14 protein-coding genes are annotated in these 13,894 nt (G+C 71.0%); 8 read left to right on the forward strand and 6 right to left on the reverse strand.

Annotated features, from left to right (window positions below; all coding sequences use genetic code 11):
* Positions 1-100 precede the first annotated feature (100 nt).
* Genes ACYVO6_RS38775 through ACYVO6_RS38805 form a run of 7 tightly spaced genes read left to right on the forward strand, consistent with a single transcriptional unit; the run spans position 101 to position 5,221 of the window.
* Positions 101-1,123, forward strand: a complete 1,023-nt coding sequence (locus ACYVO6_RS38775; RefSeq protein ID WP_461069767.1) for an NAD(P)/FAD-dependent oxidoreductase — start codon at positions 101-103, stop codon at positions 1,121-1,123.
* A gap of 1 nt (position 1,124) precedes the next feature.
* Positions 1,125-1,460 carry a ferredoxin gene (fdxA, locus tag ACYVO6_RS38780; protein ID WP_461069769.1) on the forward strand — a complete coding sequence of 112 codons (336 nt, stop codon included), beginning with the start codon at positions 1,125-1,127 and terminating at the stop codon, positions 1,458-1,460.
* Complete coding sequence (mhpD, locus tag ACYVO6_RS38785; protein ID WP_461069771.1) at positions 1,457-2,257, forward strand: 2-keto-4-pentenoate hydratase; 801 nt, start codon at positions 1,457-1,459, stop codon at positions 2,255-2,257. Before fdxA ends, mhpD begins: the two co-directional genes overlap by 4 nt.
* Before the next feature lie 2 nt (positions 2,258-2,259).
* Positions 2,260-3,198 (forward strand): acetaldehyde dehydrogenase (acetylating), encoded by a 939-nt coding sequence (locus ACYVO6_RS38790; RefSeq protein ID WP_461069857.1) that lies wholly within the window; start codon positions 2,260-2,262, stop codon positions 3,196-3,198.
* Entirely contained in the window at positions 3,195-4,232 is a 1,038-nt protein-coding gene (dmpG, locus tag ACYVO6_RS38795) for a 4-hydroxy-2-oxovalerate aldolase (RefSeq protein WP_461069773.1), read from the forward strand. The genes ACYVO6_RS38790 and dmpG overlap by 4 nt, the downstream gene beginning before the upstream one ends.
* The gene (locus ACYVO6_RS38800) at positions 4,229-5,023 is read left to right on the forward strand and encodes an alpha/beta fold hydrolase (protein WP_461069775.1); all 795 of its coding nucleotides are present in this window, start codon (positions 4,229-4,231) and stop codon (positions 5,021-5,023) included. The genes dmpG and ACYVO6_RS38800 overlap by 4 nt, the downstream gene beginning before the upstream one ends.
* Before the next feature lie 9 nt (positions 5,024-5,032).
* Positions 5,033-5,221: a hypothetical protein gene (locus tag ACYVO6_RS38805; protein ID WP_461069777.1), complete on the forward strand. Its 189-nt coding sequence runs from the start codon at positions 5,033-5,035 to the stop codon at positions 5,219-5,221.
* Here ACYVO6_RS38805 and ACYVO6_RS38810 read toward each other — a convergent pair.
* Together ACYVO6_RS38810 and ACYVO6_RS38815 are read right to left on the reverse strand one after the other, a co-directional pair.
* Positions 5,195-6,343 (reverse strand): amidohydrolase family protein, encoded by a 1,149-nt coding sequence (locus ACYVO6_RS38810; RefSeq protein ID WP_461069779.1) that lies wholly within the window; start codon positions 6,341-6,343, stop codon positions 5,195-5,197. The genes ACYVO6_RS38805 and ACYVO6_RS38810 overlap by 27 nt on opposite strands.
* 1 nt (position 6,344) lies before the next feature.
* Positions 6,345-7,748: a glutamine synthetase family protein gene (locus ACYVO6_RS38815; RefSeq protein WP_461069781.1), complete on the reverse strand. Its 1,404-nt coding sequence runs from the start codon at positions 7,746-7,748 to the stop codon at positions 6,345-6,347.
* A gap of 151 nt (positions 7,749-7,899) precedes the next feature.
* On the opposite strand from ACYVO6_RS38815, the gene ACYVO6_RS38820 reads away from it, so the two are divergent.
* Complete coding sequence (locus ACYVO6_RS38820) at positions 7,900-9,300, forward strand: cytochrome P450 (RefSeq protein ID WP_461069783.1); 1,401 nt, start codon at positions 7,900-7,902, stop codon at positions 9,298-9,300.
* A 21-nt stretch (positions 9,301-9,321) separates the two neighbouring features.
* Here the strand turns inward: ACYVO6_RS38820 and ACYVO6_RS38825 are convergent, their stop codons facing one another.
* Genes ACYVO6_RS38825 through ACYVO6_RS38840 form a run of 4 tightly spaced genes read right to left on the reverse strand, consistent with a single transcriptional unit; the run spans position 9,322 to position 13,884 of the window.
* Positions 9,322-10,251, reverse strand: coding sequence for an NADP-dependent oxidoreductase (locus ACYVO6_RS38825; protein ID WP_461069785.1), 930 nt, complete (start codon positions 10,249-10,251; stop codon positions 9,322-9,324).
* Between the two features lie 2 nt (positions 10,252-10,253).
* On the reverse strand, positions 10,254-11,129 hold the full coding sequence (locus ACYVO6_RS38830; protein ID WP_461069787.1) for an ABC transporter ATP-binding protein: 876 nt from the start codon (positions 11,127-11,129) through the stop codon (positions 10,254-10,256).
* Positions 11,126-12,922, reverse strand: a complete 1,797-nt coding sequence (locus tag ACYVO6_RS38835; RefSeq protein WP_461069789.1) for a dipeptide/oligopeptide/nickel ABC transporter permease/ATP-binding protein — start codon at positions 12,920-12,922, stop codon at positions 11,126-11,128. Before ACYVO6_RS38835 ends, ACYVO6_RS38830 begins: the two co-directional genes overlap by 4 nt.
* A gap of 20 nt (positions 12,923-12,942) precedes the next feature.
* Positions 12,943-13,884 (reverse strand): ABC transporter permease, encoded by a 942-nt coding sequence (locus ACYVO6_RS38840; RefSeq protein ID WP_461069791.1) that lies wholly within the window; start codon positions 13,882-13,884, stop codon positions 12,943-12,945.
* Between the last annotated feature and the right edge of the window lie 10 nt (positions 13,885-13,894).

Raw genomic sequence — 13,894 nt, forward strand, 5'->3', positions numbered from 1 at the left:
CGACCATCCCAGCGCCGCCCGGGTGAGCATAAGCAAGGCGTCCTGCTCACCGGAACGGACTCATTGGGCGGGATCGCGGCCGTCCATACGCTCCCTGGCCATGAGCGTTCTTTCCGACGTGCCGGTGAGCACGGACTTCTCGCGCCGGATCGAGACGGACGTCCTGATCATCGGCGCCGGGCCCGCGGGCCTCTACGGCACCTACTACGCGGGCTTCCGTGGACTGCGGGTCGCGGTCATGGACGTCCTGCCCCAGTGCGGCGGCCAGATCAGCGCCATATACCCGGAGAAGCCCATCTTCGACATCGCCGGGTTCCCGTCCGTGCGCGGCCGCGACCTGGTGGACAACCTGGTCGCCCAGGCCGAACCGTACGAGCCCGTCTACCTGCTCGGTCATCGAGCGGTCGAGCTCTCCCACGACGCGAACGGACATCCCGTCGTACGCAGCGACCAGGGGACCACGGTCCACGCCGGAGCCGTCGTGATCACCGGGGGAGTGGGCACGTTCACCCCGAGGCCCCTGCCGGCCGGCGACGCCTACCTGGGCCGCGGCCAGGTCTACTTCGTACCCAGCCCGGCCGACCACGCCGACCAGGACGTGGTGGTCGTCGGCGGCGGCGACAGCGCCTTCGACTGGGCGGCGCTGCTCGCCCCGGTCGCCCGGTCCGTCACACTCGTCCACCGCACCAGCCGGTTCCGGGCCCATGCCGCGACTGTGGAGAAGGTCCGCGCCCTCGGCATCGAGATCATCGTGGACTCCGAGGTGAGCGCGCTGCACGGCTCCTCGCACCTGGAGCAGGCGGAGATCCGGCACCGTGTCGACAAGTCCACTAGGCTCCTCCCGGCCCAGACCGTCGTCGCCGCACTGGGCTTCACCGCCGACCTCGGCCCGCTCAAGGACTGGGGCCTGACGCTCCAAGCCCGGCGCATCGCCGTGGACACCCGGATGGCCACCAACGTCCCCCGCGTGTTCGCCGCGGGCGACATCACCGACTACCCGGGCAAGGTGCGCCTCATCGCCGTCGGCTTCGGCGAGGTCGCCACCGCCGTGAACAACGCCGCCACCGTCATCGACCCGGAGGCCCAGCTGTTCCCCGGGCACTCCACCGAGAAGGAGAGTTGAGATGGCGTACGTCATCGGGTCGGCCTGTGTCGACATCATGGACCGGTCCTGCGTCGAGGAATGCCCCGTCGACTGCATCTACGAAGGCGCCCGCAAGCTCTACATCAACCCCACGGAGTGCATCGACTGCGGGGCCTGCGAGGTCGCCTGCCCCGAGCAGGCGATCATCATCGACCGGCGCGCCGAACCCGAACACCGCGAGGACAACAAGCAGTTCTTCGAGGTGCTGTTGCCCGGCCGGGCGGAACCGCTGGGGACACCGGGCGGTGCGAACGGGGTGGGTCCCGTCGACGCCGAGTCGCCTCTGCTGTCCGGGGCGTCCGGGGCGAGCTCATGACCGCCCCCGAGGTGATCAAGGCCGCGGACACTCTGGTCGAAGCGGTTCGCACGGGTACCGCCTGCCCGCCCGTGCGTTCACTTCTCACCGAGGGCGATGTCGAGACCGCGTACGCCGTGCAGCGGGTGAACGTCGAGCGTGGCGTGGCCGCCGGGCGGCGGGTCGTGGGCCGGAAGATCGGGCTGACGTCACCGGCCGTGCAGGCCCAACTGGGCGTGGATCAGCCGGACTTCGGCGCGCTGTTCGCGGACATGGCGGTCCCGGAGGGCGGCCGGGTGGCGGCTGGACGGCTGCTGCAGCCGAAAGTGGAGGCGGAGGTGGCCCTGGTCCTGGGCGCGGATCTGCCGCACCGCGAGTGCACGGTGGCCGATGTGCTGCGGGCGACCGACTTCGCGCTGCCCGCGCTGGAGATCGTGGACAGCCGGATCGCCGGCTGGGACATCAGCATCGTGGACACCGTCGCGGACAACGCCTCCAGCGGCCTGTTCGTGCTCGGCGGTACGCCGGTGCCGCTGACGGGTCTGGACCTGCGCGGTGTGCGGATGACGATGACCCGCGGCGGCGAGCCGGTCTCCGAGGGGACCGGTGCCGACTGCCTGGGCGGCCCGCTGAACGCGGCGGTCTGGCTGGCCTCGACGCTGGCGGGCATGGGTGATCCGCTGCGGGCCGGGGATGTGGTGCTGACCGGGGCGCTGGGGCCGATGGCGGTCGCGGCCCCGGGCGACCGCTTTGAGGCACGTATCAGTCAACTGGGCCGGGTGGCGGTCGAGTTCGCGACGGAGGGAGACAGGTCGTGAGTATCCGTACCAAGGTGGCCGTGATCGGCTCCGGGAACATCGGCACCGACCTCATGATCAAGGTGCTGCGGCTGTCGGAGAGCCTGGAGATGGCGGCGATGGCCGGGATCGACCCGGACTCAGACGGCCTGGCGCGCGCCCGCCGCCTGAAGGTCGCCACAACCCACAAGGGCGTGGACGGTCTGGTCACCATGGATGAGTTCGCAGACGTGCGGATCGTCTTCGACGCCACCTCGGCCGGCGCTCACCGCCGCCATGACGAGGTGCTGCGCGGTCTCGGGCGCACGGTGGTCGACCTCACGCCGGCCGCTATCGGCCCGTTCGTGGTGCCGCCGGTCAACGCGGACGCCCACCTGGACAGCCCGAACGTCAACATGGTCACCTGCGGCGGGCAGGCCACCATCCCGATCGTGGCCGCGGTCTCGGCCGTCACCCCCGTGCACTACGGGGAGATCGTCGCCTCCATCGCCTCCCGCTCGGCGGGACCGGGCACGCGGGCCAACATCGACGAGTTCACCGAGACCACCGCCTCCGCCATCGAGAAAGTGGGCGGCGCGGCCCGCGGCAAGGCGATCATCGTCCTCAACCCCGCCGAACCACCGCTGATCATGCGGGACACGGTGCACTGCCTCGTCTCCGAGTGCGACGAGCAGGCCGTCACCGCCTCGATCGAAGCCATGGTCGGACGGGTGCAGGCGTACGTGCCCGGCTACCGCCTCAAACAGAAGGTGCAGTTCGAGCAGGTCGCCGCCGACGACCCCCTGCGCGCGCTGGTGCCCGTCGGCCCCGCGCCGGTGAAGGCCTCGGTGTTCCTGGAGGTTGAGGGCGCCGCCCACTACCTGCCCGCCTACGCCGGCAACCTCGACATCATGACCTCGGCCGCGCTGCGCACCGCGGAACGCCTGGCCGCCCATCGCACCCGAGAGGCGACCGCACGATGACCCCGGCCCTGTACCTCCAGGACGTCACCCTGCGGGACGGCATGCACGCCATCCGGCACCGCTACACCGTCGAGCAGGCCCGCACCATCGCCGCCGCCCTGGACGTGGCAGGCGTCGCCGCGATCGAGATCGCGCACGGCGACGGCCTCGCGGGCTCCAGCATCACCTACGGCGTCGGCGCCCACACGGACTGGGAATGGATCGAAGCGGTCACCGACGCGGTACGGCAGGCGACTCCCACCACCTTGCTGCTGCCCGGCATCGGTACCGTCCACGACCTCAAACAGGCCCACGCCCTCGGTATCCGCTCGGTCCGCATCGCCACGCACTGCACCGAGGCCGACATCGCCGCCCAACACATCGCCGCCGCACGGGAGTTGGACATGGATGTCGCCGGGTTCCTGATGATGTCCCACATGGCGGAGCCCGCCGAGCTCGCCCGCCAGGCCAAGCTGATGGAGTCCTACGGCGCGCACTGCGTGTACGTCACCGACTCCGGCGGTCGGCTCACCATGGACGGCGTACGCGACCGCTTCCGCGCCTACCGCGACGTCCTCGACCCTGGCACCGAACTCGGCATCCACGCCCACCACAACCTGGCCCTGGGGGTGGCGAACAGCGTGGTCGCCGTCGAGCACGGCTGCACCCGCGTCGACGCCTCGCTGGCCGGGCAGGGCGCCGGGGCCGGCAACTGTCCGCTGGAGGCGTTCATCGCGGTCGCCGACCTGATGGGCTGGCAGCACGGCTGTGACCTGTTCCCGCTGATGGACGCCGCCGACGACCTCGTACGCCCGCTCCAGGACCGCCCCGTTCGCGTCGACCGCGAAACCCTCAGCCTGGGCTACGCCGGGGTGTACTCCAGCTTCCTGCGCCACGCCGAGACCGCCGCCGCCCGCTATGGCCTGGACACTCGCGCCATCCTCGTGGAGGTCGGACGGCGGGGAATGGTCGGCGGCCAGGAAGACATGATCACCGACATCGCCCTCGACCTGGCGGCGGCGGGGGAGCGGGCAGCGAAGGCAGGTCACCGATGACGCCCACCCTGCGCAAGGGCTATGTGCCCAGCCCCTTCGGGCAGTTGCACTATGCCGAATGCGGCACGGGCGAGCCCGTACTGATGCTCCACCAGACCCCGCGCTCCTGGACCGAGTACCTCGACGTGCTGCCCTTGGTGGGCGCCGAACACCGGGCGATCGCCATGGACACCCTGGGCTTCGGGGCCTCCGCGAAACCCGAGGGGCCGCACACGATCGAACGGTTCGCGGACGCCGCCGACGCCCTGATCGAGGCGCTGGAGCTGGACCGCTTCCATCTCGTGGGCCATCACACGGGCGGGGTGATCGCGGTGGAGCTCGCGGCCCGGCACCAGGACCGGGTCGCGAGCCTCCTGCTGTCCGCGACCTCCTTCGTCGACGACGAGAAACGGCGTACGGCAGCCACGCGCAAGCCCGTCGACCACGTCGACCCGAAACCCGACGGCTCGCACCTGGTGGAGCTGTGGAACCGGCGCCGAGGCTTCTACCAGGAAGGAGAGGAGGCCGCGCTCAACCGGTTCATGGTCGACGCGCTGACCGTCCTCGACCGGGTGGAGGAGGGTCATGAGGCGGTGCGGCGCTATGTGATGGACGAACGTCTGCCCCACATCACCGCCCGGACCCTTGCGGTCTGTGCCCCGGGTGACCACTACTCCCTGCTCTCCCTGGAGAAGTTCGCCGCCGCCCTCGGCTGCGAGACCCGCGTCCTGTCCGGCGGCCATGTCCCGGTTCTGGAGCAACTGCCCGAGGAACTGTCGAAGGTCGTCCTGGGATGGGTGGCGGCGGCGTAGTAGCCGGACATGTTCTTCACCGAGTCGGTCACGGCGGTCACCGCGTCCTCGGCGCTGGTGACCTTCTTGACCGTGATGCCGTACGTGAGTCCCGCCAGGCTGCTGGACCACGACGGCCGCTGCGTGGGCGTCGTACCGCTGCGGAACCCGCACGGGCCTGAGCCGTCCGCCTCAGGCCCGGACCTCTCCGTGGGATAGCGGAAGCCCGTACACGCGGCAGGCATTGTCGCGCCCCATCCACCTGCTGATCCGGAGCGCGTCGGGCAGGCTCAACTCGTCGGCGTTCACCCGGTTTTGGAGCAGCCCCGCCAGGCCGTGCCGGAAGGCGAGCGCGCCGAGCTGGTAGAACTCCGCGACTCCATAGGCGTCAGAACTGTAGAGCAGTTTGCGGAACGGGGTGATCTCGAGCGCTTCCTCCAGGATCGCCCGGGCCCGTGCGGGGCCGACGTAGTGCAGGGTGAGGCCGACATCGAGGTACACCCGCTCGAAGACCGTCGCCAGAAAGGCGGCCTGGCGCTGATAGGGCCAGCAGTGCAGGAGCAGCACCGGAATGGTGCCCGAGGTCAGGTGCAGCCAGTCGGTCAGCAGGCTCGGATCCACCCGGTGCATCCGGATGTCGCTGTCCCCGAAGCCGGTGTGCAGTTGGAGCGGCAGTCCGAGGTCCACGGCGGTCCACAGCAAGTGCCGTACGAGAACCGGGTCGTCGAGTCGGCCGCCGCGGGCGAGCCACCGCCGGGCCGCCTCGGTGACCTCCGGGTCCGAGGGACGAACCGGGTCCAGGTCGAAGCCGGTGCGGTAGGCGGCCACCGACTTCACCGCGACGACGCCCTGCCGTCGTACGGCATCCCGCGCCGCCGCCCGGAAGACGTCCGCGTACGCGTCCGGCTCGACCCCCTTCGCCACCACTGCCTCGGCGACGCTCTCCAGCCGAACGACCTCGTACGCGGCCCCGCCGACGAGTTCGGCCAGCTCCCGCGGCGTGGTGAGGCGATCGGGGGCGTACCCGGTGTCCACACAGAAGACGTCCGTGCCCGCGGCGGCGAGAAAGCGCCGGTTTACCTCGCGCCCGCCCAGTTCGGCCCGCCGGGTTAGGTACTCCTCGGGCGGCGCGTGGCGCGGCAGGTCCAGCAGGGGAGCGCAGTGGCGGCGGACGGCCACGCCCACAGAGCTGTCGAACGGTGAGATCCCGGGCCACACCCCGCCTTCGGTGATCAGCGACTCGAAGCCCTCGCGGTCAAGGTCGGCGGCGGTGACACCATGGCAGTGGTGGTCCACCAACCGCAGCGCGGCGAGCGTCTCGTGGACGGGTCCCACCCGCATGTCAGTACTTCCAGCGGTACGCCGCCGCCACCTGCCCGGCGTCCAGCCCGGCCACGGCCGCGATCTCGCCGAGGCGTACGGCGATCACGGCGTCGGCGAGGACTGGCCCGAGTGCGGCGCGGAGCAGCTCGTCCTTGCGGAACTCCTCGACGGCCTCGTCCAACGACGCCGGCAGTCGGCGTACGCCTCGGGTCGCCGCTTCCTCGGCGCTGAACCGCGCCGGATCTCCGGTGATCTCGTCGGGCAGGGACGCGGACGACTCCAGGCCGTCGAGTCCGGCGGCGATCAGGCAACCGAGCGCGAGATACGGGTTGGCTGCGAGGTCGACGGGCTTCACCTCCAGGTTCGCCGACTGGTCGCGATGGCCGGCCGTGCCGGTGATGACGCGCACCGCGGATTCGCGGGTCTCGCGGCCCCAGGCGGTGAACACCCCGGCCCACTGCGAGGGCTTGAGCCGCAGATAGCTGGCCGGGCTCGGCGCGGTCACGGCCGTCAGCGCCGGCAGGTGCGCGAGCAGCCCGGCGGCGAACGACTCCGCCTCGGCCGTCATGCCGTACCGGCCCTCGCCGCCGGAGTGCAGGTTCCTCCCCTCGCGCCAGGCGGAGAGATGGACGTGGCCGCCGTTGCCGACGCCCTCGGCGAAGACGGCCGGCGCGAACGAGACCCTGAGGCCGTGCCGCTGTGACACCGCCCGGATGGTCTGCCGTACCAGCATGCTCCGGTCGGCCGCGGCCACCGGGTCGAGCGCACCCACTGAGATCTCGAACTGACCGGCCGCGTACTCGGGATGAAGCTGATCGACATCCACGCCCTGTGCTGCCAGCGCGGCCAGCAACTCGGCGGTGCAGTCGCTCAGTTCGACCTGCCGGGTGGCGCCATAGGCCGGGCCCTGGACCGCGGGCACGAAGGCATCGCCGGGGGCCGAGCCCTGTCCGACCGCCCACTCGATCTCGATGCTCGTCTTGAACGAGATCCCGTGCCGCTCGGCGGCATCGGCGACGAGCCGGCGCAGAAAAGTGCGACCGCACCCCGGATGCCGCTCGCCTTCCTGGGTGACCCGGTCGACCGGGGCCCATGCCCAGCCGGGCTGCCCGGACAGGACGACCAGGTGATCGAGGTCGGGGTAGAGGCGAAGATCACCGTCCGGTGAGCCGAGTACGTCGGTGGAGACGATGGAGTCGTTCGCCAGGAACGTGTCGAACACCGGCGACATACCGACACCCCACTCCGCGGCAGAAGCGAGCCGGGCCGTCGGAATCGTCTTCACCCGGCCGATGCCCGCGGTGTCGACGTAGGCCAGGACGATGCCGTGCACGCCCCGCCCGGTCAGCTCCGCGCTCAGGGCGGTGGCCCGCTCGACATCGCCCGGACGCCCGCCGGGAACGGGATCGGCAAGGGTGGTCATACGTCCTCCTCGGCGAGGCTGCTTCGATGCTCACGTAGATACCGCACCCGGACAACTCCCCCTGGCCGGCCTAAGGTATGGTCCCCACCGGTCAGTAACAAAACCGAACGGTTGCGTACCGCTACGGGGAGTGTCGGAGGGCCGCAAGACGATGGAATCCCAATTCGGCGACGGCGGATCAGTGGACCTGGACGACACACGGCTCGAGGCGTTGAACCCGCAGCCCCTGCTGACCCGGGACTACGAGACGCGCCCCGCCCTCGTCTACGAACGGCTGAGACAGCAGCACGGCCCCGTCGCACCCGTCGACCTGCTCGGTGTGCCCGCCTGGCTGGTGCTCGGATACCGCGAGTCCCTCCAGGTGCTCCAGGACGACGACGCCTGGCCGAAGGGCCTGGAGAACTGGCGGGCCCGCTCCGAGGGCAGGGTTCCCGCCGACTGGCCGCTCGGGCCCTCCCTCGAGGTCAACCACGTACTGATCCAGGGCGGTTCGGGATACCGGACGCTGCGGACCGCATGGGACGCGGCGCTCAAGCCGTTCCAGGACCCGCGCCACCCGCAGGCCAAGCGCCTCAGGACGGCCGTCACCGCGTACGCCGACGAACTGATCACCCTCATCGCCCAGGGCGGCAGCACGGGTGTCGCGGACCTGTCCGCGCAGTTCTCGCGACCGCTGCCGCTGATGGTGGCCAGTCATCTGCTGGGCTTCCCCGGCTCGCAGGGCGACGACGCCCTGATGGACATGTGGCGCGTACTGGACGCGGGCCCGGACGCCGAACCCGCCCTGGAGCGGCTGCTGGAGACGCTGGCCGAACTCGCGGCGGCGAAGCTCAAGGAACCGGGCGACGACTTCCCCTCGTACCTGCTGGCCGCGCACCCGGATCTCTCGCTCGACGAACTGGCCCGCGAGCTGTTCATGCTGCTCGGTATGACGTCCGACCACGTCGGCATCCTCGTCTCCAACACCGTGGTCGAAGTCGTCTCGGGCGAGGGCGGTGTACGGGCCAGCCTGTCCGCCGGGATGGTCAGGGAGGCCATGAACCGGGCGGTCATGCGCAAGCCGCCACTGGTGAACTTCGTGCCGCGGTTCGCCGCCAAGGACACCCCGATCGGGAACTACACGATCCACGCGGGCGACCCCGTGTGGGTCTCCTCGGCCGCCGCGCACGCCGATCCTCTTTTCGCCGAGCACGTGGCGGGGAGCACCACCATCAGCACCCGGGCCCACCTGTCATGGGGCGCAGGGCGGCGCCAGTGCCCGGCCCGAGAGCTGGCCTCGACCGTGGCGGCGGTGGGCGTCAGCCGCCTGTTCGAGCGGTTCTCCGACCTCGATCTGGCCCTCCCGGCCGACCAACTCCCTTGGCGCTCCTCCCCGTTCATGCGCGGCCTGCGCTCCCTGCCCGTACGGTACGAACTCGCCTCGCCGACCGAGCAACCGGCGGCGGCCACTCCCGAACCGGAGACGGCCGGAGCGGTGGTGCCGGACCCGTCCGCCCGGCAGCGCTCATCGCTCTGGCGGTACCTGACGGGGCTGATCCGCGCGGGCCGTTGATCCCCGAGCCGGACCACGCCCTCACGCGCGGCGCATCTCCAGTACGACCTTGCCCCATGCGTGCCCGGACTCGACCTCACGCAGCGCGGCCTCCGCCTCCTCGAAGGGGAACGCCCTGCGGACGTGAGGGTCGAGGCGGCTTTCCGTGGCGCGTGACGCCAGCTCGGTGAGCGTCTTCGCCGAGCTCTTCCGGGACAGCGGACGGGCGCCGAACCGGGCGGCCGTGCCGGGATCGGCGACCGTGAGCACCCGGCAGCCGGGGGAGAGCACGTCGGCCACGTCGTACAGCGCGTCGCCGCCCACGAGATCGAGTACCGCGTCGGCCCCGTCCGGCAGGACCGCCGCCCGCTGCCCGGCGAAGTCGTCGCTGTCGTACGGGATCGCCGTCGCGCCCAGCGACTCGACGAACTCGCGTTTGGCCGCACGGGCGCTCCCGACGACCGACAACCCGGCCTCGCGCGCGAACTGCGCCGCCGCGACGCCGACACCGCCGCCGACGCCCAGAATCAGCAGTGACTCGCCGGCGACCAGGCCGAGTTGGCCCACGGCGTCGTATGCGGTTCCGGCCGCCACCGGCAGCGCCGCCGCGTCGGTGAAGGAGAGCGCGGCGGGCTTGGGCGCAGTCTGGGCGGCGGTCAGGAGCGCGAACCGTGCGTAGCCGCCGCAGCCCCTGGCGCTGGTGCCGAAGACCGGGTCCCCGAGGGCGAACTCGTCAACGCCTTGGCCGAGTTGCTCGACTACGCCCGCGACCTCGCGGCCGAGCACGGCGGGCATCTCGAGAGGGAGAAAGGTGCGGTGCATGCCCTCCCGGACCTTCCAGTCCACCGGGTTCACCCCCGCCGCGTACACCTCGACGAGGAGCTCACCCGGTCCGGGGACGGGCTTGGGCAGACCGAGGAACCGCTGTACCTCCGGACCGCCGTACCGGGTGAATCCGTATGCGGTGGGCACCGTCAGCCTCCCTGCGCCGACGTGAGACTCCGCCGCTGCTCACGGCGTTCCCGCTGCCGGTCCGGATCGGGGACGGGGGCCGCGAGCATCAGCCGCTTCGTGTAGAGGTTCCGCGGCTGCGCCGTCACCGTGGCGGCGTCGCCGGACTCCACGATCTCCCCGCGGTACATCACCGCCACCCGGTGGCTGACACACCGTACGACCGACAGGTCATGGGTGATGAACAAGTACGCCACCCCCGTGCGCTGTTGGATCTCGATGAACAGGTCAAGGACCCGGGACTGGGTGGACAGGTCCAGCGCGCTGACCGGTTCGTCGCAGACGATCAGCCGGGGATTGCGGCACAGCGCCCGCGCGATCGCGATGCGCTGGCGCTGCCCGCCCGAGAACTCGCGGGGCAGCCGCCCGGCGGCGTCGGCCGGCAGCCGGACGTCGTCGAGCAGTGCGCGGACGCGGGCGTCGGCGGCCTTGCGAGAGGTGCCGGCGACCAGCAGCGGCTCGGTGAGGATGTCGTTGACCGTCATCGCGGGATTGAGCGAGGTGTACGGATCCTGGAAGACCACCTGGATCTCGTCGCTGAGCGCACGCCGCTCCCGCCCGCCCAGGTTCGAGATCGCCCGGCCCGCGTAGCGGATCTCGCCCTCCGTCACGGGGGCCAGACCCAGCACCGCGCGCCCGAGCGTCGTCTTCCCGGACCCGGACTCGCCGACCAGACCGACGGTCTCGCCCGGCCTGATGTCGAGGGAGACGCGGCGCAGGGCTCGGAACGGCGGCTTGCGCCAGCCCTTGGCCGGGTAGTCCACGACCACGCCGTCGATCTCCAGCATGTTGCCACTCGGTGCGGCGACGGGTGACTCGGAAGCGGGTGGCGCGGTCATACCTTCTCCTGCAGGGTCGCGGGGGCGGACGGCACATCCGGCAGAGGCGTACGCGGCGGGGCGTCCTCCAGCGTCGACGCCAACAGCATCCGGGTGTACGGGTGTTGCGGGTCGGCGAACAGCTCCCGTACCGGAGCCGACTCGACGACCCGGCCGGTCTGCATCACCACGACGCGGTCGCAGATGTCGGCGACCACACCGAAGTTGTGGGTCACCAGGACCAGGCTCATCCGCCGCTCCTGCTGCAACTCCCGCAGCAGATCCAGCACTTCGGCCTGCACGGTGACATCCAGAGCGGTGGTCGGCTCGTCCGCGATCAGTAGATCGGGGTCGCACGACACCGCACCCGCGATCAGCACCCGCTGCGCCATGCCGCCGGAGATCTGATGCGGATACGAGTCGTACACGCGCTCCGGCTCGGCGATGCCGACGCGCTCCAGCAGAGCGAGGGCCCGTTTGCGTGCCTCCGCTGCGGAGATCTTCAGGTGCAGACGCATGGGGTCGACGAGCTGTGTACCGATCCTGAATGACGGGTCGAGGTTCGACATCGGCTCCTGGGGGACGTACGCGATCCGGCTGCCCCGCAGGGAGTTCATGCCCTTGCGGCCGAGGCGTCGCAGGTCCTGGCCGTCGAAGGAGATCCGGTCGGCCTCGCGCCGGGCCTCCGGCGGCAGCAGACCGAGGACGGAGAAGGCCGTCTGGCTCTTGCCCGACCCGGACTCGCCGACCAGTCCGACGACCTCGCCGCGGCGCACGCTCAGCGACACGCCGTCGACCACGGTGGATTCGCCGGCGGGGCCGGGGTACGTCACCCGCAGGTTCCGCACGGTCAGGAGGTCGTCGCCCTCGGCGGTGTCGGTCTCTTCCTCGGGACTGGGCGCGGTCACCCGCGGTGTCTTCCTTCGTCGTACGGGCGCCGCGCTCCCGCTCTCCAGCAGCGCGTCGCGCAGGGCGTTGGCGAGCAGGCCGAGCGAGGCGACCGTGATGACGATGGCGAGACCGGGCGCCAGCAGGAGAGTGGGCCTGGTGTAGAGGTTGGCGAACGCGTCGTTGAGCATCGCTCCCCAGCTGGCCTGACTCGGTGAGCCGAGGCCGAGGAACTCGATGCCCGCCTGGATGACGACGGCGACGCCGAACATCTGCGCCGACTGGATGATCGTGGGCGCCTGCACCACCGGCAGGATGTGCCGGCGCACGATGCGCAGGTCGCCGAGGCCCGAGACCCGGGCCGCGTCCACGTAGAGCTCCTCGCGCACCGACGTCACCGAGGCCCGTACGAGGCGGAAGACGCCCGGTGCGAGGATGACGCCGAGCACCGCCATCGCCGCGTTGGCGTTCGGGCCGATCGCCGCGATCGCGACCAGCAGCACCATGATCGCCGGTGCGGCCATCACCAGGTTGGCCAGCCAACTGAGGACGGCGTCGAGCCGCCCGCGGTAGTAGCCGCTCAGCAGCCCGGCCGGAACGCCGATCAGCAGGGCGACGGCGACCGCGATGAACCCGCCAAGGAGGCTGACCCGGCCTCCGTGAAGGAGTTGGGCGAGGATGTCCCGGCCGACGCTGTCGGCGCCGAGCGGATGGCTGCCGCCGGGCGGGGCGAACGCGTCGTTCAGCGACGACCGGGTGGGACTGTTCGACGTGAGCAGAGGGGCGCAGACGCTCGCCAGGACGACGAGCGCCAGGACCACCAGGCACCCGACGGCCACGGGGTTGCGCAGCAGCCGACGCAGGAGGTGGCTGCGGCGGGGGAGCGGACCGGCGGTGGCAGTTGCCGTGGTCGGCTTGTCGGGCATGTCTTCCGTACCAGGGACAGTCATCGCACGCGCACTTTCGGGTTGAGCCAGCCGTAGGCGAAGTCGACCAGGAGGTTGACCGCCACGACGATGAACACCAGGTAGACCACGACCCCCATGACCAGCGGGGTGTCGCCGTTGACCGTCGCCTCGACCGCAGCCGAACCGACCCCCGGGAGCCCGAAGACCTTCTCGATGATGACGGCGCCGCCGACCAGGCCGATGAACTGCAGCGACAGCACCGTCAGGGCGGGCGGCGCCGCGTTGCGCAGCACATGCCGGAACAGCACGCGGCGCTCGCTCAGCCCTCGGCTGCGCAGTGTCCGTACGAAGTCCTGGCGCAGCACGTCGATCACTGAGCCGCGTACCTGCTGGGCCGTCGCCGCGATCGCACCGATGGAGAGCGAGACCGCCGGCAGGGTGATCGACCGGAACCAGCCGGACAGGGACGTCGTCAGCGGTACGTATCCGGTCGCCGGCAGCCAGCCCAGTTCGACCGCGACAGTCGCGGACAGGAGCAGCGCCATCAGGAAGCCGGGCACCGCGTACCCCGTGATCGCCGTCAGCTGGACCAGCCGGTCGAGCCACCCGCGGCGGACGGCGGCGGCGACGCCGAGCACGACGCTGAACACGGTGGCCAGGATCAAGCCGGTGGCCACGACCGACAGGGTCACCGGCACCTTCAGGATCAGGCTGGAGGTGACCGACTCACCACTGAACCAGGACGCTCCGAAGTCACCGCGCACGGCATGGCCGAGCCAGTCGCTGTACTGCGAGAGCCAGGGCCGGTCCAGACCCAACTCCTGGGATTTGGCCGTCACTTGCTCCTGCGTGGCCATCTGGCCTGCGATATTGCGCGCGGCATCGGCCCCAGTGAGGCTCATCATCGCGAACGCCGCCGTCGCGAGCACATAGAGGAGCACCAGGCCGGCCAGGACGCGGCGAACGAGAAATGTCAGCATCGCCATTCCC

This window comes from Streptomyces pseudoechinosporeus (genome assembly GCF_054783935.1).

Bases quoted from the DNA above. Each gene is read 5' to 3' on its own strand.
- ACYVO6_RS38775 (WP_461069767.1), top strand. From the start codon at position 101: ATGAGCGTTCTTTCCGACGTGCCGGTGAGCACGGACTTCTCGCGCCGG.
- fdxA (WP_461069769.1), top strand. From the start codon at position 1,125: ATGGCGTACGTCATCGGGTCGGCCTGTGTCGACATCATGGACCGGTCC.
- mhpD (WP_461069771.1), top strand. From the start codon at position 1,457: ATGACCGCCCCCGAGGTGATCAAGGCCGCGGACACTCTGGTCGAAGCG.
- dmpG (WP_461069773.1), top strand. From the start codon at position 3,195: ATGACCCCGGCCCTGTACCTCCAGGACGTCACCCTGCGGGACGGCATG.
- ACYVO6_RS38800 (WP_461069775.1), top strand. From the start codon at position 4,229: ATGACGCCCACCCTGCGCAAGGGCTATGTGCCCAGCCCCTTCGGGCAG.
- ACYVO6_RS38805 (WP_461069777.1), top strand. From the start codon at position 5,033: ATGTTCTTCACCGAGTCGGTCACGGCGGTCACCGCGTCCTCGGCGCTG.
- ACYVO6_RS38810 (WP_461069779.1), bottom strand. From the start codon at position 6,343: ATGCGGGTGGGACCCGTCCACGAGACGCTCGCCGCGCTGCGGTTGGTG.
- ACYVO6_RS38815 (WP_461069781.1), bottom strand. From the start codon at position 7,748: ATGACCACCCTTGCCGATCCCGTTCCCGGCGGGCGTCCGGGCGATGTC.
- ACYVO6_RS38820 (WP_461069783.1), top strand. From the start codon at position 7,900: ATGGAATCCCAATTCGGCGACGGCGGATCAGTGGACCTGGACGACACA.
- ACYVO6_RS38830 (WP_461069787.1), bottom strand. From the start codon at position 11,129: ATGACCGCGCCACCCGCTTCCGAGTCACCCGTCGCCGCACCGAGTGGC.
- ACYVO6_RS38835 (WP_461069789.1), bottom strand. From the start codon at position 12,922: ATGCCCGACAAGCCGACCACGGCAACTGCCACCGCCGGTCCGCTCCCC.
- ACYVO6_RS38840 (WP_461069791.1), bottom strand. From the start codon at position 13,884: ATGCTGACATTTCTCGTTCGCCGCGTCCTGGCCGGCCTGGTGCTCCTC.